This is a genomic window from Jannaschia donghaensis (assembly GCF_001403795.1).
Lineage (GTDB): Bacteria > Pseudomonadota > Alphaproteobacteria > Rhodobacterales > Rhodobacteraceae > Jannaschia > Jannaschia donghaensis.
Genome location: NZ_CXSU01000012.1, coordinates 190,344 through 209,085, shown reverse-complemented (window position 1 = coordinate 209,085; position 18,742 = coordinate 190,344). Strand labels below are relative to the sequence as shown.

The 18,742-nt window shown below is 65.1% G+C and carries 25 protein-coding genes, 2 tRNA genes and 1 other RNA gene; 11 read left to right on the top strand and 17 right to left on the bottom strand.

Annotation, left to right across the window (positions count from 1 at the left end; all coding sequences use genetic code 11):
* Positions 1-50 precede the first annotated feature (50 nt).
* The 6 genes from JDO7802_RS10210 to def (JDO7802_RS10185) form a co-directional block, all read right to left on the bottom strand.
* Entirely contained in the window at positions 51-311 is a 261-nt protein-coding gene (locus tag JDO7802_RS10210; RefSeq protein ID WP_055085237.1) for a hypothetical protein, read from the bottom strand.
* 156 nt (positions 312-467) lie between these two features.
* Entirely contained in the window at positions 468-704 is a 237-nt protein-coding gene (locus JDO7802_RS10205; RefSeq protein ID WP_055085234.1) for a hypothetical protein, read from the bottom strand.
* 44 nt (positions 705-748) lie between these two features.
* On the bottom strand, positions 749-1,669 hold the full coding sequence (gene fmt, locus JDO7802_RS10200; RefSeq protein ID WP_055085232.1) for a methionyl-tRNA formyltransferase: 921 nt from the start codon (positions 1,667-1,669) through the stop codon (positions 749-751).
* A 10-nt stretch (positions 1,670-1,679) separates the two neighbouring features.
* A complete protein-coding gene (def, locus tag JDO7802_RS10195) occupies positions 1,680-2,171 on the bottom strand; it encodes a peptide deformylase (RefSeq protein WP_055085231.1) in 492 nt (163 codons plus the stop codon).
* Positions 2,168-2,614: a peptide deformylase gene (locus JDO7802_RS10190; RefSeq protein ID WP_245624170.1), complete on the bottom strand. Its 447-nt coding sequence runs from the start codon at positions 2,612-2,614 to the stop codon at positions 2,168-2,170. Before JDO7802_RS10190 ends, def (JDO7802_RS10195) begins: the two co-directional genes overlap by 4 nt.
* Positions 2,615-2,632: 18 nt before the next feature.
* Positions 2,633-3,151 (bottom strand): peptide deformylase, encoded by a 519-nt coding sequence (def, locus tag JDO7802_RS10185; protein WP_055085229.1) that lies wholly within the window; start codon positions 3,149-3,151, stop codon positions 2,633-2,635.
* An 81-nt stretch (positions 3,152-3,232) separates the two neighbouring features.
* Here def (JDO7802_RS10185) and JDO7802_RS10180 point away from each other — a divergent pair, with 81 nt between their 5' ends.
* A complete protein-coding gene (locus JDO7802_RS10180) occupies positions 3,233-4,420 on the top strand; it encodes a MalY/PatB family protein (protein ID WP_055085227.1) in 1,188 nt (395 codons plus the stop codon).
* Here the strand turns inward: JDO7802_RS10180 and alaE are convergent.
* The 3 genes from alaE to JDO7802_RS10165 all read right to left on the bottom strand — a co-directional run bounded on the left by alaE (position 4,414) and on the right by JDO7802_RS10165 (position 5,472).
* Positions 4,414-4,815 (bottom strand): L-alanine exporter AlaE, encoded by a 402-nt coding sequence (gene alaE / locus JDO7802_RS10175; protein ID WP_055085225.1) that lies wholly within the window; start codon positions 4,813-4,815, stop codon positions 4,414-4,416. The genes JDO7802_RS10180 and alaE overlap by 7 nt on opposite strands.
* 33 nt (positions 4,816-4,848) lie before the next feature.
* Positions 4,849-4,925, bottom strand: a tRNA-His gene (locus JDO7802_RS10170).
* Positions 4,926-4,983: 58 nt separating this feature from the next.
* Positions 4,984-5,472 (bottom strand): GNAT family N-acetyltransferase, encoded by a 489-nt coding sequence (locus tag JDO7802_RS10165; protein ID WP_055085223.1) that lies wholly within the window; start codon positions 5,470-5,472, stop codon positions 4,984-4,986.
* A 45-nt stretch (positions 5,473-5,517) separates the two neighbouring features.
* On the opposite strand from JDO7802_RS10165, the gene JDO7802_RS10160 reads away from it, so the two are divergent.
* Positions 5,518-5,700 carry a DUF6324 family protein gene (locus JDO7802_RS10160; protein ID WP_055085220.1) on the top strand — a complete coding sequence of 61 codons (183 nt, stop codon included), beginning with the start codon at positions 5,518-5,520 and terminating at the stop codon, positions 5,698-5,700.
* Here JDO7802_RS10160 and JDO7802_RS10155 read toward each other — a convergent pair.
* Entirely contained in the window at positions 5,697-6,158 is a 462-nt protein-coding gene (locus tag JDO7802_RS10155) for an MmcB family DNA repair protein (protein WP_055085218.1), read from the bottom strand. The two genes, JDO7802_RS10160 and JDO7802_RS10155, sit on opposite strands and share 4 nt — an antisense overlap.
* Positions 6,159-6,251: 93 nt before the next feature.
* On the opposite strand from JDO7802_RS10155, the gene ssrS reads away from it, so the two are divergent.
* Positions 6,252-6,406: non-coding RNA, 6S RNA (gene ssrS / locus JDO7802_RS18935), on the top strand.
* Between the two features lie 16 nt (positions 6,407-6,422).
* On the opposite strand, the gene JDO7802_RS10150 is transcribed toward ssrS, so the two are convergent.
* Both JDO7802_RS10150 and JDO7802_RS10145 read right to left on the bottom strand, forming a co-directional pair.
* Complete coding sequence (locus tag JDO7802_RS10150; protein ID WP_055085216.1) at positions 6,423-7,163, bottom strand: alpha/beta fold hydrolase; 741 nt, start codon at positions 7,161-7,163, stop codon at positions 6,423-6,425.
* Positions 7,163-7,756, bottom strand: coding sequence for a 2-hydroxychromene-2-carboxylate isomerase (locus JDO7802_RS10145; protein WP_187298124.1), 594 nt, complete (start codon positions 7,754-7,756; stop codon positions 7,163-7,165). The genes JDO7802_RS10150 and JDO7802_RS10145 overlap by 1 nt, the downstream gene beginning before the upstream one ends.
* Before the next feature lie 97 nt (positions 7,757-7,853).
* Here JDO7802_RS10145 and JDO7802_RS10140 point away from each other — a divergent pair, with 97 nt between their 5' ends.
* Entirely contained in the window at positions 7,854-8,882 is a 1,029-nt protein-coding gene (locus tag JDO7802_RS10140; protein ID WP_055085212.1) for a ribose-phosphate pyrophosphokinase, read from the top strand.
* A gap of 37 nt (positions 8,883-8,919) precedes the next feature.
* Positions 8,920-10,029, top strand: a complete 1,110-nt coding sequence (locus JDO7802_RS10135; RefSeq protein WP_055085210.1) for a THUMP domain-containing class I SAM-dependent RNA methyltransferase — start codon at positions 8,920-8,922, stop codon at positions 10,027-10,029.
* A 39-nt stretch (positions 10,030-10,068) separates the two neighbouring features.
* On the opposite strand, the gene JDO7802_RS10130 is transcribed toward JDO7802_RS10135, so the two are convergent.
* The 5 genes from JDO7802_RS10130 to JDO7802_RS10115 all read right to left on the bottom strand — a co-directional run bounded on the left by JDO7802_RS10130 (position 10,069) and on the right by JDO7802_RS10115 (position 14,465).
* Positions 10,069-10,145, bottom strand: a tRNA-Arg gene (locus JDO7802_RS10130).
* A gap of 296 nt (positions 10,146-10,441) precedes the next feature.
* Positions 10,442-10,711 (bottom strand): hypothetical protein, encoded by a 270-nt coding sequence (locus JDO7802_RS17975; protein ID WP_144430593.1) that lies wholly within the window; start codon positions 10,709-10,711, stop codon positions 10,442-10,444.
* Between the two features lie 96 nt (positions 10,712-10,807).
* Complete coding sequence (locus tag JDO7802_RS10125) at positions 10,808-12,196, bottom strand: sensor histidine kinase (protein WP_055085208.1); 1,389 nt, start codon at positions 12,194-12,196, stop codon at positions 10,808-10,810.
* A gap of 73 nt (positions 12,197-12,269) precedes the next feature.
* Positions 12,270-13,682, bottom strand: a complete 1,413-nt coding sequence (locus JDO7802_RS10120) for a dihydrolipoyl dehydrogenase family protein (protein ID WP_055087199.1) — start codon at positions 13,680-13,682, stop codon at positions 12,270-12,272.
* A 54-nt stretch (positions 13,683-13,736) separates the two neighbouring features.
* Positions 13,737-14,465 carry a TVP38/TMEM64 family protein gene (locus JDO7802_RS10115; protein ID WP_055087198.1) on the bottom strand — a complete coding sequence of 243 codons (729 nt, stop codon included), beginning with the start codon at positions 14,463-14,465 and terminating at the stop codon, positions 13,737-13,739.
* 336 nt (positions 14,466-14,801) lie between these two features.
* On the opposite strand from JDO7802_RS10115, the gene rpmH reads away from it, so the two are divergent.
* The 6 genes from rpmH (at position 14,802) to JDO7802_RS10085 (ending at position 18,667) form a co-directional block, all read left to right on the top strand.
* Positions 14,802-14,936 (top strand): 50S ribosomal protein L34, encoded by a 135-nt coding sequence (gene rpmH, locus JDO7802_RS10110; protein ID WP_055085206.1) that lies wholly within the window; start codon positions 14,802-14,804, stop codon positions 14,934-14,936.
* Between the two features lie 56 nt (positions 14,937-14,992).
* Positions 14,993-15,361, top strand: a complete 369-nt coding sequence (gene rnpA, locus JDO7802_RS10105; protein ID WP_438501642.1) for a ribonuclease P protein component — start codon at positions 14,993-14,995, stop codon at positions 15,359-15,361.
* A complete protein-coding gene (gene yidD, locus JDO7802_RS10100; protein ID WP_055085202.1) occupies positions 15,358-15,579 on the top strand; it encodes a membrane protein insertion efficiency factor YidD in 222 nt (73 codons plus the stop codon). The genes rnpA and yidD overlap by 4 nt, the downstream gene beginning before the upstream one ends.
* Before the next feature lie 288 nt (positions 15,580-15,867).
* The gene (locus JDO7802_RS10095; protein ID WP_055085200.1) at positions 15,868-16,092 is read left to right on the top strand and encodes a hypothetical protein; all 225 of its coding nucleotides are present in this window, start codon (positions 15,868-15,870) and stop codon (positions 16,090-16,092) included.
* Between the two features lie 59 nt (positions 16,093-16,151).
* Complete coding sequence (gene ttcA / locus JDO7802_RS10090) at positions 16,152-17,060, top strand: tRNA 2-thiocytidine(32) synthetase TtcA (protein WP_055085198.1); 909 nt, start codon at positions 16,152-16,154, stop codon at positions 17,058-17,060.
* A gap of 56 nt (positions 17,061-17,116) precedes the next feature.
* The gene (locus JDO7802_RS10085) at positions 17,117-18,667 is read left to right on the top strand and encodes a bifunctional diguanylate cyclase/phosphodiesterase (protein WP_055085197.1); all 1,551 of its coding nucleotides are present in this window, start codon (positions 17,117-17,119) and stop codon (positions 18,665-18,667) included.
* Positions 18,668-18,742 lie beyond the last annotated feature (75 nt).

The following is an 18,742-nucleotide window of genomic DNA, read 5'->3' as shown; positions in this document are numbered from 1 at the left end:
GGTCCGCCGCCCTTGCCAACGACGGCTTCGCGCGCAACGGAATTTCGGGATCAGTTCTTCAGGCGCACGCAGGTGCCGAAGGGCGTGATCGTAAGGCCGGTGGCGCATTGCGTGCCGGGGGCCCAGCCATGGTTGCCGTGGTAGCCGACGCTGCGGCGACCGTCGCCGCGAAAATCGGAGCGACCGTCGTTGCCGACAATCGGCACGGCCGGACCATTGGCAAGACGCTGCATCCCGGCGGCCTGCGCCACGGGGGCGAGGGGCAGAAAGGCAAGCGACAGGAGGGAAGCGGACAGGATGGAACGGATCATGACGAATTGCCTGAAACCAGAATGAGGGGCGAGACCGAGCCGCCCGTGTTCTGGCCATTACGCCCGTCCAAGCGATCTGCATAGTGTTATTTTTAGGGGCGGGACGCGGTCGGGGACACGAATGATTTCAACCGGAGTGATGTCACGTGAACGCGGTCATTTCCGCCAATGCGTCGGCACGATCACCAACGCGCCGACGGACGACAGGATCGCATTCATCCCCGACGATCGAAACCCGATCCCAAACATCAGCGTGATGAAGAAAAACAGGAACGCGCCGCCGATGCAGATGATGATCGACGGGATGTAGCCGTTGTGGGTGAACTCCATCCGCTCGGACGCGTAGCCAACGATCCCCGCGATCACGACGGTGCCGAAGAGGGTCAGGAACATGGGGGCGGCCTTTCAGGATCTGATCCCTGATGCCGCAAACGCCTTCATCCGTCCAGCCGGTCACCGACGTCCAGCCGTGCACCGTTGCGAAACGCCACCCCGTCTTGGGCGCCCTTGCCGGCGGGCTGCACCGTGATCAGGCGCAAGGCACCCTGCCCGGTCGTGACCACCAGCCCTTTGGCGTCGACCACCGTACCGGGCGCGCCGGCTTCCTCCAGGTCGATGCTTTCCGCACGAAGCAGCTTCAGGCGCGCGCCCTCCCGCTCCACCCAGGCCCCCGGAAAGGGCGACAGGCCATTGATATGGCGCGCCAGCGTCCCGGCGTCCCATGCGAAATCCACCCGCGCTTCGGCCTTGTCGATCTTGGCGGCATAGGTCACGCCGTCCTCGGGCTGAGCCACGGGGGACAGCCGGTCGATCTGTGCCACGGCCTTCGCAGCCAGCCGCGCGCCCATCGCAGACAAACGATCGTGCAGATCGCCCGTCGTGTCCGTCGGCCCGATATCCGTCCCTTCGCGCAGAAGAACCGGGCCGGTGTCCAGCCCCGCCTCCATCTGCATGATGCAAATGCCGGTGCGGGCATCGCCCGCCATGACGGCGCGGTGGATCGGGGCCGCCCCGCGCCAGCGCGGCAGAAGCGACGCATGGACGTTGATGCAGCCGTGCGTCGGCGCGTCCAGAACTTCCTGCGGCAGCAGCAGACCATAAGCCACGACGACGGCCACATCCGCGTTCAGCGCCGCGAAATCTCCCCGCACTTCCAGTCGTTTCAGCGAAGCGGGCGTGCGCACCTGCAGCCCCAGTGCCTCGGCCCGTGCCTGCACCGGGCTGGGCCGGTCCTTTTTGCCCCGACCGGCGGGACGGGGCGGCTGCGAATAGACGGCGACGACCTCGTGGTCCGCCTCGACCAGCGCGTCGAGGACGGGCACCGAGAACTCCGGCGTTCCCATGAAGATCACCCGCATGTCGTCCCCCTCATCCGGCCCGGCGGGCCTTCTTGAGCAGCATGTCACGCTTCAGCTTCGACAGGCGATGAAAATAGAGCCGCCCCTCCAGATGATCGATCTGGTGCTGCACCGACGTCGCACGCAGCAACACGAAATCCTGTTCCCGCGCGCTTCCCGTCTCGTCGATGTAGGCGACCGTCACCGCACGCGGACGCCTGACCCTGGCCGATACGCCCGGCAAATTCGGCGACGCTTCTTCGTGTTCGTTCATCACGCCGCTGGCGTGAACGACATGCGGATTGGCCAGTCGCGTGACGCCGAACCCGTCGTCCGCATCGACCACCGCCAGACGCAGCGGGATACCAAGCTGCGGCGCGGCCAGACCGACGCCAGGCATGGCGCGCATCGCCGCGATCATCTCGTCCCAAATCGCGCGCACCTCGTCGGTGATCTCTTCCACCCGCGCCGCGGGCACGGTCAGCCGGCGATCGGGCCACATGACGAAGGGGCGCGGCGTCATTCGTCCGCTTCCGGAAGATCGGTGATCAGGACGCCGTTCAGATGATCAATCTCGTGACAGATACAGGCGGCGGCGAAGCCGGCGAACCGTTCGCTCCGGCGACCGCCGGGCGCGTCGAAACTCAGATCGACCTCCGCGGGCCGTTCGACCCTGCGCGGTGTGTCGGGAATCGACAGGCACGCCTCGACGTTGACCTGACGCCCCGTCCGCGCCGCGATCTCGGGGTTCACGAAGACGCGCGGGTCCGGCACGCCTTCTTTCCAAGTGCAATCCATAACGAAGATCCGCTGCGAGACGGCGACCTGCGGCGCGGCCAACCCGCGTCCCGTGGCCGCATACATCGTGTCGAGCATGTCGCGCGCCAGTTCGGTGACGTCACCCGTCGCGGCATCGCACGAAACCGACAGCACGGGATCGGGTGCCATGACGATCGGGCGGATCACCGGCCCGACCCATGACGGTTATCCACGCGCCATTTCCCGCTTCAGCTTGACCATGCGCCGGGTGATCACTTGCCGCTTCATCGGGCCGAGGTAGTCGATGAAGAGCTTGCCCTCCAGATGGTCGATCTCGTGCTGCACGCAGGTCGCCCAAAGCCCGGCCATGTCTTCGCTCCGCTCGTTACCGTTCTCGTCCATCCAGCGCACCGTCACTTCGGCGGGCCGGGTCACCTCTGCGTATTGGTCGGGGATCGACAGACACCCTTCCTCATAGACCGAAACCCGGTCCGACGCGGCCACGATCTCGGGGTTGAACATCACCAGGGGCCGGGGCTTGGCCCCTTCCTCCTTTACGCAATCGACGACGATCAGACGCTCCATCACGCCAACCTGCGGCGCGGCCAGGCCGATGCCGGGGGCGTCGTACATCGTCTCCAAAAGGTCGGCGGCCAGCGTCCGACGCTCGTCCGACAGGTCGGGCACGGCGGCTGCGACCTGTTTGAGGCGCGGATCGGGATGGATCAGGATCGGTCGTTTCATGGCCGCCGGAATAGTCCGCACGCGATTGTCTTGCAACCGGGGTCGCAGCGTCTAGGCTCCGGCAGACAAAGGAGACCTGCCATGAACGCCGACCCCCGTTTCGACCAGATCATCGACCGCCGCGGCACCGACTGCGTGAAATGGGACATGATGGAGAGTATCTATGGCGTGCCCCGCGAAGACGGCATCGCCATGTGGGTCGCTGACATGGACTTTCGCCCGCCGCAGGTCGTGCTCGACGCTGTGCGCGACCAGTTGGATCACGGCATCATCGGCTACTACGGCGACGACAGCGACTACCGCGCCGCGATTTGCTGGTGGATGAAAGAGCGGCACGGCTGGACGGTCGATCCGGCCGCGATCTTCACGACCCATGGCCTGGTCAACGGCACCGCGCTTTGCGTCGATACATGGTCCGATCCGGGCGATGGCATCGTGTTGTTCACACCTGTCTATCATGCCTTCGCCAAGGTGATCAAAGGCAATGACCGACGGGTGATCGAATGCGAAATGCCGTTCGACGGCACGACCTACACCGTTGATTTTGACGCGTGGGACAAGGTCGTGGCGGCGGACGGCGGGGCGAAGATGATGATCCTGTGCTCGCCGCACAATCCGAACGGCCGGGTCTGGACGCGCGACGAGTTGGAAGGCTTCGCGGCCTTCGCGCGGCGTCACGACCTGATCCTGGTATCGGACGAGATCCACCACGACCTGGTCTATCCCGGCAACACCCACATCCCGATGGCCAACATCGACGGCGTGGCCGACCATTTGGTGATGATGACGGCCACCACCAAGACCTTCAACATCGCCGGCAGCCATTCGGGCAATGTCATCGTCGACGACGCGGCGCTGCGCGCGCAGTTCGCCAAGAAGATGCTTGGCCTTGGCCTGTCCCCGAATTCCTTCGGTCTGTTTATGGCAAAGGCGGCCTATTCGCCCGAGGGTGCGCGATGGCTCGATGGGCTTATCGAATATCTGGATGGCAACCGACGCATCTTCGACGCGGGGATCAACGCAATTCCCGGTCTGAAGTCGGTGCCTTTGCAAGCGACCTACCTCAGCTGGGTCGACTTCTCGGGGACCGGCATGACCCGCGAAGAATTCACCCGCCGCACCGAGCAGGACGCAAAGATCGCAGCGAACCACGGCCCGACCTTCGGCAAGGGCGGTGAGTCGTTCCTGCGCTTCAACATCGCCACACCCCGCGCCAACGTGGTCGCGGCGGTCGAGCGGATGCAGGCCGCCTTCGCAGACCTTCAGTAACGCGCCGCGATTCGCCGCGCTGCATCAAGGAAAAGACCGAAGGGCCGCGCGAGGATCACCATGAAAAACGTTGCCGACGTGAGTGCTGCGGCGACCTGGCCCGTGGTGGCATCGGCCAGCATCAGGATTGCGCCATAGACTGGCACTTGGAACGTCAGAAACGCGCCGACATCGGCCAGCGTCCGCGCGACCGGACCGCTACCGGCAACCCGCGTAAGGACCGCATCGCGCCAGCGACCGTATGGCCGCCCCGTCAGCACCATCACGGGGATCGTCACCGCACGGGTGGCAAGGACCTGTCCGGGCGTCATGCCGACGATCAGGAGTTCCGTCGCGCCGGCCACAAGCGTAAAGAACACGATCGTGGCGAGCGTATCGACGATGAAGGCGCGGATATCGGAGCCTTCCTTCGGAAAATGTCAGGGAGGTGGTACCGCCTCCCCGGCTTGAACGGGGGACCCCTGGTTCCACAAACCAGTGCTCTAACCAACTGAGCTAAGGCGGCATCGGGGGTCGGTTTAGCGAAGGCATCGGCGGGGCGCAAGACCGGGGCGGCGTGGTTTTCACCGCAGATCCAACTGCCACGTCTGCTCCTTCGTGGGCTGCCCGAAAGCGTCGACCGGGCGTTCGTCCAGCAGCGCGAATCCGTTGCGGCCATAAAGCCGGCCGGCCGCGCGGTGGCTTTCATGGGTCCACAGGACCAGCCGCGCCGCGCCCCTACCCCGCGCATGCGCGATCACCGCTTCCAACAGGCGCTGCGCCAATCCAGTGCCCCGCATCGCCGGCTCCACCAGGAACATTCGCAACTTTGCGGTGTCCGGCGCGGGCCAGACACAAAAGATGCAGCCGTGCCGCGCTTCCTGAGCGTCCACCGCGATCCAGGCCCGATCCTGCGGGCCGCGATCGGTGATGAATTGCGCCAGGATACCCGCGACCAGCGCCTCGAACCGATGATCGTATCCCTCGTCCGTCCAGTAGAGCTCACCATGGCGCATCAGGACCCAGCCGGCATCGCCGGGGGCCAGATCGCGAAGGGTGAGGTGGGTGTCCATGGGTCCAGCCTTGCGCGTCGGGCGGCCCCTGTCTAGACACGCGTCATGGGTATCAACGATCCTTCCGACGCAGAGGCCAATCTGCAAATCGCTCCGACCGATGCGGGCATGGTCCGCTTGTTCATCGAAAGCGGATCGGTAGAAATCCCGATGGATTTCGACCCCGAGGATGCGCTGGAGATCGCCGAGGAAATCCGCGCCGCAGCCGCCATTGCAGCCAGCCGCTAGCCGGTCAGCTGACCCATCATCGGGTCACGTGCCCATTGCACCCGCATGGCCGCACACCGCGCGAACCGCAACGTCAGCGCCTTGCGCCGCGCGCCGGCCAGCTTCGTCGGGTCCGGCATTCGAACGATTTCGGCCCCGAAGGCATCGGCCAGAATAAGCCCCGTGTCGGGTGGCAGAAGATCGGTCGGAAAATCGGTATCGACGGCCCAGAAATAGCGGTCCGACCACTCGAGGTAGCCCTGCCACTTCGCGTCGGCGTTGAAATCGGCGCGGCTGGATTTGCATTCGACGATCCAGAACTCCCCCTTGGGACCCAGCGCCATCACGTCGAGGCGTTTGCCGCGTTCGGGCGAAAACTCCTCCAGACAGGTGAAATCGTGGTCGCGCAGGTGGCGGCAGACGCCGCGCGCCAGCAGTTGGCCGGGTTGCAGGGCGTGGATCGGTGTCTCGTCATTCATGGACCCGAGATGTGAACGATAGGTGAACAAAAGTCCAGCCGCGGCGAACCGCCCCTTGCCGGTTCACCAGCCCGCCCCTAGGTGTGGGATGCGGTGCTTCTGTGCTTCCCGTCACCGGACATAATTCCAGTGGCCTTAAGCAATTCCGAGGGAGCTGGCTCTGTCGCGGCCCTGGCTGCGTTACCTGGCGCCCACCTGTACATACAGGTCCTCGGGAATACATGATCCGACGGTTGCCACGGTTCACCGCACCCGGATCCGGCCCTAAGGGGTCGGATCCACATCCTTCCAGATTGCATTCAGATGTGCGGCCAGCCCCGACGCGTCCGTAATCGGGATCATGTGATCCCGGCCAAGATACGTGACGGTCGCCTGCGGCATCCGCGCCCGAAGGCCGGCTGCGATCCCCGCGACGATCGCCGGCGGATTGTCCTGAACGACGACCGAGACCGGCCCCCCGTCGGTCGGCAACCGGTCCAAAACGCCATGGGCATCGTCTGCGATCCCCGGCCCGCTTGCCGCGATCAGGTGGATGCGATCGCGGATATAGACGCGCTGACGCTCGGCCATGGCATCCCACCCGCCCCCGTCGCCCCAGTCGGCTGTGAAGGCCCGCGCCGCCGCGTCCCTGTCCCCTGCCTGGAGGGCTGTTCTAAATCCGACCATGTCATCGCGTTGCGCGGCCCTCAGGTCCGCGGCGGCGGCGGCGAACATCACCGGCTCGATCACGGTGAGGCTGCGCACGCGGTCGGGGAAATCAGCCAGCAACCGCAACGCCACGCACCCGCCGTAGCTGTGCCCGATCAAGTCGAAGGCCCCCTCCGGCGCCACCGCCATCGCAAGGGCCAGCGCCTGATCCATGAAAGGACCGCTGTCCCAGTCGGGCGCGCGTCCGTGGCCCGGCAGATCGGGGCAGGTCAGTTCCGCACCGGGCAGCGCCGCCTGCACGCCACGCCAAGCCGCCCCCGACGCAAGCATGCAGTGAAGGGCCAGAACCTGCCGCATCAGCGCGCGGCCAGAAACGCATCCAGATCGTCCAGCCGGTCCTGCCCCCAGAACGGCTCTCCATCCACGATGAAGAACGGCGCGCCGAAGACACCCGCCGCGACGGCCTGCTCCAGGTTTCGGGCATAGATTTCAGCTCCCTCCATCATGCCCTTGTCGACCAGGGCGCGGTCGAATCCGGCCGCCTCCAGGCAATCGGCGATGACGTCGTCTTGCGCGATGTCGCGCTCCTCGGCCCAGCAGGCCCGCGTCAGGCGTGCGACCAGCGCGGCCGTGTCGCCCGACCCGTCTTTCGCGGCGGCGATGATCGCATAGGACGACGGGGCGGGATTCGCCGGCCAATGCGCCGGCTGCAGGTTGATCGGCATGTCCACCTTCGCTGCCGTCCGGCGTATCTCGACCAGTCGATACGCCTTGCGGTTTTCGTGACGGTCCTTCGGCGGCGTGCCCCCGGTGCGCCCGAACAGCGCCATGATATCCAACGGCTTATAGGTCAGCGTCGCGCCATGCTTGGCCGCGATTTCGGCGGGACGAGTGCCGCAAAGATAGGTAAAGGGCGAAATGGTCGCCATGTAGTAGTCGATCTGCATCACGTATCCTCCGGGACTGTTGGAAGAACCGCTAGCCCGGTGGTAGTCCCTGCGCAACGCGCCCGAGTCGGCGCTGCGCCTCGATACGCAAGGACTGCCCATGCCCAGCCCCGATCCCAAGATCATCTCCGGCAACGCCAACCAACCGCTGGCCCAGGCAATCAGTCGGCGGATGTCGATGCACCGGGGCGTGAAGGTCGGCCTGGTGGACGCACGGGTCGAGGTCTTCAACGATCAGGAAATCTTCGTCGAGGTGTTCGAGAACGTGCGCGGCGAGGATATGTTCATCGTCCAGTCCACGTCCAACCCCGCCAACGACAACCTGATGGAATTGCTGATCATCTCGGACGCGCTGCGCCGGTCGTCGGCCAGCCGGATCACCGCCGTCATCCCCTATTTCGGCTACGCCCGCCAAGATCGTCGCACCAAGGCGCGCACACCGATCAGCGCGAAACTGGTCGCCAACCTGATCGCCAATTCGGGCATCGAGCGGGTTCTGACGATGGACCTGCATGCCGCCCAGATCCAGGGCTTCTTCGACATCCCGGTCGACAACCTCTATGCTTCCCCGATTTTCGCGCTGGATCTGATGCATCATTTCCAAGGGCAGATGGACGACGTGATGATCGTATCGCCCGACGTCGGCGGCGTGGCCCGCGCGCGGGAATTGGCGCAGCGGATCAAGGCCCCCCTGTCCATCGTGGACAAGCGGCGTGAAAAGGCGGGCGAAGTGGCCGAGATGACCGTTATCGGCGATGTCACCGGCAAGAAGTGCATCATCGTCGATGACATTTGTGACACCGCCGGAACCCTGTGCAAAGCGGCCGAAGTCCTGATCGACGCGGGCGCGTCCGAGGTCCACGCCTACATCACCCACGGCGTGCTGTCGGGGCCTGCCGTGGACCGCATTACCAAGTCCAAGCTGAAATCGCTGGTCATCACCGACACGATCGAGCCGACGCAGGCCGTCAAGGATTGCGCCAACATCCGCATCGTGCCGACCGCGCCGATGTTTACACAGGCGATCCTGAACATCTGGAACGGCACCTCCGTGTCGTCGCTGTTCGACACCCAGACGTTGGAACCGATATACGAACCGCTCTACCCCGGCCTCGCCATCGACGCCTGAGGCTGTCGCCCGTCCGCATCTGCCGCTAGGGACGGGCATGACATTCGAAATATTCCTCATGGCCCCCCCGGGGCTGGAACAGACGCTGGCGGCCGAAGCTGCGGCTGCGGAGTTCGCCGACCTGACAGTCGTTCCCGGCGGCGTGATCTTCCAGGGCGGCTGGCCCGACGTCTGGCGCGCCAACCTCACCTTGCGCGGGGCGGGACGTGTGCTGGCGCGGATCGGCGAATTCCGCGCCTTCCACCTGGCCCAGCTGGACAAGCGGTCGCGCAAATTTCCCTGGGGGGACATCCTGCGCGCCGACATACCCGTGCGGGTCGAAGTGGCAACCAACCGCAAGTCAAAAATCTACCACGCTGGCGCCGCGCAGGAACGGATCGAACGGGCCATCGCCGAGGAACTGGGCGCGCCGATCGATCCCAAAGCGGAGATCGTGGTGAGGGCGCGGATCGATGACAACATGGTCGGCCTGTCGGTCGATACGTCGGGCGGGCTGTTGCACAAGCGGGGCCACAAGCAGGCCGTCGGCAAGGCCCCCCTGCGCGAGACGATGGCGGCGATGTTCCTTGCGCAATGCGGCTACGACGGGTCGGAGCCGGTGCTGGACCCGATGTGCGGGTCTGGCACCTTCGTCATCGAAGCCGCTGAGATCGCCACAGGGTTGCTGCCCGGTCGTGCAAGGTCCTTTGCTTTTGAACGACTTGCGAGTTTCGATGCCGACGCCTGGGCCGAGATGAAAGCCGACGCCCCTGCCCCGCGCGCGACCGATCTGCGCTTTCACGGATCCGACCGCGATGCCGGATCGTTCGCCGCCGCGCGCGAAAATGCGGAGCGGGCCGGGGTGGCGGATTTGGTTGATTTTCAGAAACGGGCGGTCAGCGAGATCACCGCGCCGGACGGGCCGCCGGGCCTGGTGATCGTGAACCCGCCCTATGGCATAAGGGTCGGAAACAAAAAGCCTTTGTACGGATTACACGGCGCTTTGGGGGCGGCTTTGAAGGATCGGTTCGCGGGTTGGCGCGTGGGGATCGTCACGTCGGAGGCGAGCCTGGCGCAGGCGACCGGGCTGCCGTTCCTGCCCACGGGGCACCCGGTGGCGCACGGTGGGTTGCGCGTGACGCTGTTCCGCACGGACCCACTGCCGTAAAGCCACAGAAACCCGAGGGAAATCAATTCTTTGGAGGAATGGCGCGCTGGGGAGGATTCGAACCCCCGACCCCTTGATTCGTAGTCAAGTACTCTATCCAACTGAGCTACCAGCGCACTACGAGGGCGGGATAGACCCGAGGCGCGCGGGGCGCAAGGGGGTATTTCAGAGCATCGCAAAACCGGGGCGACCAACGGGTGATCTACGGGTGATCTACGTCACCCGTATCGGATCGCACAATGTGATGGAAAAGTGGTACCCTTGGTGCGCTAGTGCGAGTTTGGGTGCGGAGTTGCGTGAGTTTCTTAAACAACTGGGTGACGGACGCGTTGATATTCGGTCAAACCTCACCTTCATTCTCTACCGAGCGCGGTTCACGCGCGGAGCCTATGGCTGCTGAGAGCCCAAAGTGTCAGATGGGAAAGTCAAAAAGTGCCGATTGATCCTCATAATCGAGCAAGCTGATAATTTCCGAGGTGAAGAAGAAGTCTATTTCTAAACCTTCTCTTCCCGGAGAAACATTTGTGGTGATGTGAGCGTATTGATCACCGATATCGTAACCCCACACGATATCTATAAAAACAGAGACTAGGCCAACTTTTAGATTGGCAACTGTGAGTATTCCAGAACGGCTAACTAGAAGCTTGATTAGATCATCATCAACGGGCAGCGTTTCAGGCATTATTGTGGTCTCCGACAACAGGATTACATACTAAACAAAGGTTGATCTCAACGGCAACTTTGTCCGCACAGCGGACAGTCACCCCGGTACAAGCCTTCAAACCTCACCCATCTGCTGCGGCAGTTCGATCAGGAAGGTGGTGCCGTCGTCGCCCGTCTTCTCCAGCGTCAGGGTGCCGCCGTGGCCGCGCACCAGTTCGGAGGCGATGGCGAGGCCGAGGCCCGTGCCGCCCTTGCGGACGTTGCCCTGGAAGGCCTGGAAGAGGTTTTCCTGCGCGCGTGGCGGCAGGCCGGGGCCAGTGTCGGTCACCCGGATCTGCCAGTGGTCGTCCGCCTCGGTCGCGGTGACGGCGATTTCGCCGGGCTGCCCCGTCGCCTGCACGGCCTGGCGCGCGTTGCGGATCAGGTTGCACAAAATGCGGTGCATCTGTTCGGGGTCGGCGCGCAGTTGGAAGCCGGGCGGCACCGAATGGTGGATGCGCACGGTGCCGGCATCGACGGCCAGCTGCTCGGCTTCGCAGACCTCCTCCATGAAGGGGGCCGCATCGAGCAACCGCAGCGAGGGTGGCGATTCCTCGGCCTTGCCGAAGGCCAGCGTGCCTTCGGTCAGGGTGACGGCGCGGGTCAGCGATTTGATGATCTTGGGACCGATGCGGCGGATGGTGGGGTCGTCGACATTTTCCATACGGTCGGCCAGCAGGGTCGCGGTGGTCAGGATGTTGCGCAGGTCGTGGCTGATCTTGGCGACGGCGGAGCCCAGCTGGGCCAGACGCTCCTTCTGGCGCAGGGCCTGACTGAGCTGGGTTTCCAATTCGTAGAGCGCGGTTTCGGCGGCGTGCAGTTCGCGCACGCCGCTGGATGGCTCGATGATGCGGCGGGCATCCTCGGGGGCGGAGGCGAAGCTGGCCATTTCGCGCGCGAGTTTCTTGACCGGCAGGACCATCAGGCGGCGCACGGCAAGGAACAGGAAGACGGAGGTGATGACCGAGATCACCAGCGAGAGCCATAAGATCGTGATGCCATAGTCGATCATGGCCCTGTGCAGATCACCGGTGTCGATCGCCGCCTCGATCTGAACGCCGCCGCCGCGGGCGGGTTCGGCGATGACGCGGATCACCTCGGGCGTGGGGCTGACGAAGCGCATCATCGCGTCGCCGATCAGGGCCAATGCGGAAGGATCGCGCAGATCGACGGTGCGGGCGACGGGGCCGGGCAGATCCGACGACAGAACCAGTTGGCGCAGCGCGTCGCGGCGCAGCACGACGTTGAGCACACCGGCGTTTTCCAGCAGCTCCGCCTCGACCGCGTCGTCGATCATATCGCCAGTGCCCAGCAGGGCCAGGGACGCGATCTGCGCCCGCTCCATCCGGTCCGTAAGATAGTCGAGCCGGAACCGCGCGATGGAGGGCACGAAGATCAGCACTTCGGCCAGCATGACGAAGATGACCGTCAGGATCAGGAAGCGACCGGAGAGGGACTTGAGCATCAGGCGTCCGATTGAAACGGCTTTGGGCGCACCCTAGCGCCCTTGTGGCGACTTGGCGACCGGGACGTAGGGATCACGGGAGGTAGCGTTGGACAAGGCCGACGACCGTCTTGACGAGGTCGCTTTGGAACAGGCGGGGGACGTAGTACTGCCCGGCCGCGCGTTTGGAAATCTCGCCGAGCGTGGGATAGGGCGCGACCATGGCGGCGACCGCGCCGATCTTGAGCCGGTTCGCGATGACCAGCGCCCAGAGGCCGATGAGCTCGCCCGCCTGGGATCCGACGATGGACGCGCCGATGGGGCGGCCCTTGACCACCATCACCTTGATCAGGCCGTCGGTCTTGCCTTCGGCGATGGCGCGGTCGTTTTCGTCGTATTCGAACCGCAGCACCTCCAGCGCGGAGCCATGCTTGGCTCGGGCCTGCGCCTCGGTCAGGCCGACCTGCGCCAGTTCGGGGTCGGTGTAGGTGGCCCATGGGATGTGATCGGTGCGTGCCTTGGCGGGCAAACCGAACAGGATGGGACGGATCACGGTGGCCCCGTGGTAGCCGGCGACATGGGTGAACTGAAGTCCGCCGGTCACGTCGCCGACGGCATAGACCTTGCGGTTGGACGTGCGCAGGTCGGCCCCGACCTTGATCGCGCGATCGTGCCTGACCCCCGCCTTGCCCAGGTCGAGGCGGTCGATGTTGGCCTTGCGCCCGACCGCCATCAGAAGATGCGTGCCGGTGTGATCGCCCGTGTCGGTGTGGACCGTGATCGCTCCGGCTTTGCCCGCGATCCGGTCGGCCTTGGCCCCCTCGACGATTTCGACGCCTTCGGCGCGCAGGTTGCGCAGCACGATTTCGGCCAGTTCGGGGTCATCCTTGCCCATGGCCTTGCCGGCCTCGATCACGGTGACCTTGCAGCCCAGCCGGACGTGCGCCTGCGCCATCTCCATCCCGATGGGGCCGCCCCCGACGATCAAGAGATGCTTGGGCTGCTCCATCAGGTCGAAGATAGTCTCGTTCGTGTAATAGGGCACCGTGTCGAGACCGGGAATCGGCGGCACAAGCGGCGACGACCCGGTGGCGATCACGATGCGACGCGCGGTGATGCGATATTGGCCGGCGACGACGGTGTCGCGGTCGACGAAGGCCCCGTATTCGCGGATGACGCGGACGCCGAACCCTTCGAACCGTTCCTGGCTGTCGACCGGAGCGATCGTGTCGATCGCGTGGTGGACGTGGCGTTTGGCATCGGCGTAGTCGACCTTGGGCGTGACGGGTTTGACGCCGTATTTGCGGCCCGTGCGCATGGCATGGGCCTGCTTGCCGGCTGCGATCAGTGCCTTGGACGGCACGCATCCGAAGTTGAGGCAGTCGCCGCCCATCTTGTGACCTTCCAGCAGGGTCACGTCGGCCCCCATCTGGCTGGCACCCGCGGCGAAGGACAACCCGGCCGAGCCCGCGCCGATCACCAGCACGTCTGTCTTGATATCTTCCATGGTGGAATCCTTTGCGCGCAGCATCGTGTCGGGCGTGTTCAGAGAGTTCATCGCTCAGGCCCCCTTTTGCTTGCGGAATTTCTTGATGATGATCGGCAGGCAGGCCAGCGCGGCCAGGCCGAGGATCGGGCCGAGGATCTGCGGCTCGAAGATGATGCCGAAGTCGGGCGTCTCGCCCCGGGCGAAAACCTCCCCCAGGCCGGCGCCGACCCACGTGTAGACGAGGCCGCCGGGCAGGATGCCGAAGAACGTGGTCAGCACGAATTTGCGCAAACCGACCCCCACGAAGGCTGGCACCAGATTGGCGACGAAGAACGGAACGGCCGGGACGAGGCGCATGATGAAGAGATACGAGGTCTCATCTTCCTGAATACCGTCCTTGAGCTTCTTCACCGCCCCGCCGGACGCATCCATCCTGGCGGCGAGCCTGTCGCCGAAGCCATGCTTGGCGGCCAGGAAAATGCCGGTGGCCCCGGTGGTCGCGGCCACCGCATTGAAAAGCACGCCGGGGAACAGGCCAAACAGAAAACCGCCCGTCAGCGTGGCGATCGCCGCGCCGGGCAGGGAGAATCCGACGATGGCGACATAGACCAGCACGAAGACCAGAGCCGTCAAAATATAGTTGGCATCGCGAAAGGCGATCAGCGCCTCGCGGTTGTCGGCCAGCGTCTGAAAGCTGAGATAGTCGCGCAGGAAGAACGCGCCCAAGCCCGCAACCAACAGAATCGTCGCGATGGGAAGGTAACGGGCAAAGGTGCCGCGAGATTTGTCATCAGGGGTCATGGTGCCATCGGTCAAGGTTTCGGTCCGATCTGTAAAGGGCGCGGGGGCCGGGGTTGGCGCGATCCGCTGTTGGATCAGGGCATGAACGTTGCGGCGGCTGCGGGATATCCCCCCTCACGCGCACTTGAGGGGGCGTGTGCGGCGCGCGGGCGCAGGGGCCCGATTGTTTCAGGATCGTCGCATGCGCCGGGACGCGATGTTACAGCGCAGAAATCGCCGGTCGGTTCCAAAGGTGCCGTTGACAGCCCCCGCGGCCTATCCTAGGGGACGGCTTCCAGTTTATCCGGTCGTCGATTCACCTATGGATCCGGCCCAATCCAAGTCGGAGAGAATGCGATGAAGCGCACCTTTCAGCCCTCGAACCTGGTCCGCAAGCGGCGCCACGGTTTCCGCGCGCGCATGGCCACCAAGGCCGGCCGTAGAATTCTGAATGCCCGCCGCGCCCGCGGCCGGAAGTCCCTGTCGGCGTAAATCGCTTGACGGTTGACACGGTTTCGACGCCGGAGGGGCCTGCCTCTCCGGCGTCTTTGCGTGTTCTGAAGGTGCGCGCGCAGTTCCTTGCGATGAACCGCGCGCTGCGCGTTCCGGCGGGTGCGTTCCTGCTTCAGGCGCGCGACCGGGGTGACGACGACCCCGCGGTCGGTGTCGGATTCACCTGTTCCAAGAAGGTCGGCAACGCCGTCGCGCGCAACCGCGCCAAGCGACGGTTGCGGGAAATCGCGCGGCTGGACTTGCCGGCGCTGGCCCGACCCGGCTGGGATTATGTCCTGATCGGGCGGGCCGGGACGACCGCCGCGCGGGATTTCGCGGCGATGCGCGAAGACCTGCGCCGCGCGATCGACAAGGCCCATTCCGGCAAGGCACAGGTTGGACGCCCCAGGGAGCCGCGCCGGTGACCCCCCTGGCCCGCGTCATGTCCTGGCCGGTCCATGCCTATCGCGCGGTCTTTTCCGCCCATGTCGGCCACAACTGCCGGTTCCAGCCGACCTGTTCCGTCTATGCGTTGGAAGCGTTGGAGAAACACGGCGGACTGAAAGGCGGCTGGCTGGCCCTGCGCCGCATCGGGCGGTGTCGCCCCTGGGGCGGATCGGGCATCGACAACGTTCCCGATTGAGTGGATTTCCGCCGACGGTGACGTAGGGGAAGAAAACGCTTCGGCGACTCGCGCCCGGTCGGTATGCCATCGCCAGCCACGCACATCAGGGAGGGCTGTCATGACGTATCCGTTCGCACCCGCCCTTGCCCCGTGGTCCATGGTCGCCGCGCGCCGCTGCTGACCCGGTCCGCCTGACGGCGGTCTTCCCCCACGCCCCAACGCACGATGCCCGCCACCGGTGGGTCCTTGCACCTCGGGCATTCCCAGACTCCGAATCAGAGGCCCGGCCCCGCCGGGAGATGTTCCATGACTGCCCTTCGCCTGTCTCCGCCCCCGACGCCCACGCTGATCGACGATGCGATCGACCGGCACGGTGCCACACGCGTCCTTTGGGCCGCGCTGCGCGCGCTGCTGCGGCCCACCGCGCGGCCGCCGGACTTGCGCGACCTGCCAGACCGGTTGCGCCGCGACATCGGACTGCCGCCCCACCCGGCCGCGCCGTCCGATCTGCATCGTCGGTTCCGGCTTTAGTGGCAGCCCGCCCCCTGACTTGATACGGGGGGCGGGCTTGCATCCACGAAGGCCGCGCCATGCCCGACACCCTCCTTCCCCCGACCGGCACCGGCCAGGATATCCATCCGCTGTTCCACGGCGCACCGAAGACCACGCAGTTTCGAAAACTGCGCAAGCGTCTGGTCCGCGAAACGCGCGAGGCGATCGACCGATACGCCATGGTCGACCGGGCCCCGAATACGCCGCGCGCGAAGTGGCTGGTGTGTTTGTCGGGGGGCAAGGACAGCTATACCCTGCTTGCCGTTCTGACCGAGCTGCATTGGCGTGGCCTGCTGCCGGTGGATCTGATCGCGTGCAATCTGGATCAGGGGCAGCCGGGGTTCCCGGCGACGGTTCTGCCCGATTTCCTGGAGCGGATGGGTGTGCCGCACCGGATCGAATACCGCGACACCTACTCCGTGGTTGTCGACAAGGTGCCGGCGGGGCGGACGTATTGCGCGCTGTGTTCGCGGCTGCGGAGGGCAAACCTATACCGCGTGGCGCGCGAGGAGGGATGCACCTCCGTCGTGCTGGGGCATCACCGCGACGACATCCTCGAGACGTTTTTTCTCAACCTGTTCCACGGCGGCAAGATCGCGACGATGCCGCCGAAACTGCGGAACGACAAAGGCGACCTGACGCTGCTGCGCCCGCTGGCCCATGTGGCCGAAGCCGACTGCGCGGCGTTCGCGCGGGCGATGGCCTATCCCATCATCCCTTGCGACCTGTGCGGATCGCAGGACGGGCTGCAACGGCAGGTCATCAAGCGAATGCTGGACGAGTGGGAAGCGCGGGTGCCGGGGCGGCGGGCCGGCATGTTCGCAGCGCTCGGCCACGTGAGCCCGTCACATATGCTCGATCCCGCGCTGTTCGACTTCGCGGGGATGGTGGCCGCGGATGCCGGGCCAAACGATGATAATTCGAGCGAAATTCCCGACCTTCGTTAAGGATCGGTTGACTCCGGGAGAGCTATCCATGGCCGCGATACCAATCGGAGGGTGCAATGGCACATCAGACCGGACTGTGGCGGCACCATAGTCGAAAGGCCGCGGCGACGATCCGTCGAATCGACTGGATGATGCTGTTTCCGGTGGCGGCCGCGCTGGCCTGGACGCTGGGACAGGATGCCGTTGCGATGGTTTTGGTCATCGTGCTTCCACTTTTTCTCGCGCTGAACTTGCACGGCCGCCCGCGTGTCCGGGCGTGGCTGGATATCGACACCGCCAAGGGCCAAATGGTGGGGCGAACGGCGACGCAGGCGCATATCGATGCCGTTCTGGACGATTGCGCGCGGCGGCGACGGACCACCGCAGCCCTGCATGTGGAGATCAACGACCTGCTGATCGCCGACGGCGGCTGGGGCGTCGATGCCGAAGACAAGATCATGGATCGGATGGTGCAGCGCATCGGTGCAACATTGCGCGGGCAGGACCGGGTGCTGCGAACTGGCGATCGCGGCATGATGGTCGTCTTGGCCCCGACGCGGCGGGCCGACCTGGACGTGTTGATGGGGCTCGTCGACCGCATACAGGCCGCCGTCGCGGAGCCGATCTCGGTCGAGGGGCGGTCCGTCAGGGTTCATTGCTGCATCGGGATCTGTTCGGAGGCGATGGCCCCTGCCCGTACCGGGGCCGCGATCATGGCCGCCGCGGATTGCGCGCTGCGCATCGCACGGCGGCAGGGAAACGACGCCGTCCGCGCCTTCAATGCGGATATCCAGACCCAGGTCGAGATCGATCAGACGCTGACATCGCAAATCGAGGATGCGCTGGCCGACGGTCAGATCCGCCCCTGGTTCCAGCCGCAGGTCGATACACGGACCGGCAGGATTGCGGGGTTCGAGGCCCTTGCACGTTGGCACCATCCAGAGTTGGGCGTGCTGTCCCCGGCACAGTTTCTGGGTCCGATCGCCGCCACCGGACGCTCCGCCGATCTGGGTGACGTCATCCTGCGGGCCAGTATTCTGGCGCTGATCGAATGGGATAGAACGGGCATCAGCGTTCCGTGTGTAGGGGTAAATGTGTCGTTGGAACAACTGACCGACCCCCGCCTGGCCGAGCGGATCCTGTGGCAGGTGGACCGACATGATATCGCGCCGGAACGCATTGCGATCGAGATTCTGGAAACGGTCACGCTGCGCGACGGAGACGAGACGATCGTCCGCAACATCAACGCTTTGCGCGATGCCGGTTTCCGCCTCGACCTCGACGATTTCGGAACCGGTGCCGCGTCGATCGCCCACATCGCGCAGTTCGGCGTCCACCGTATCAAGATCGACCGAAGTTTCATCCAGGAGATCGACCGCAACGCACGAAAGCGCGATGTAGTCGCCGCGATCCTCGGCCTGGCCGAGCGATTGTCGATCGAGACGCTGGCCGAGGGGGTCGAGACCCCCGAAGAACAGGCGACGTTGGCCGAGATGGGCTGTCCTCATGTGCAGGGCTTCGGCATCGCCAAGCCCATGCCCTTCGAGGATACCGTTATCTGGGCCAACAACCGGCCCGTAGGACAGGACGACCGCCTGCGGCTGATGCGGACGCAGGGATCGGCGTGATCGGCGACGTCGCCGACTGATCCGTGGGTCCGGGCGACGGCGGCGCGCTCCGGATCGACGTCCTTGGTTCGGGGT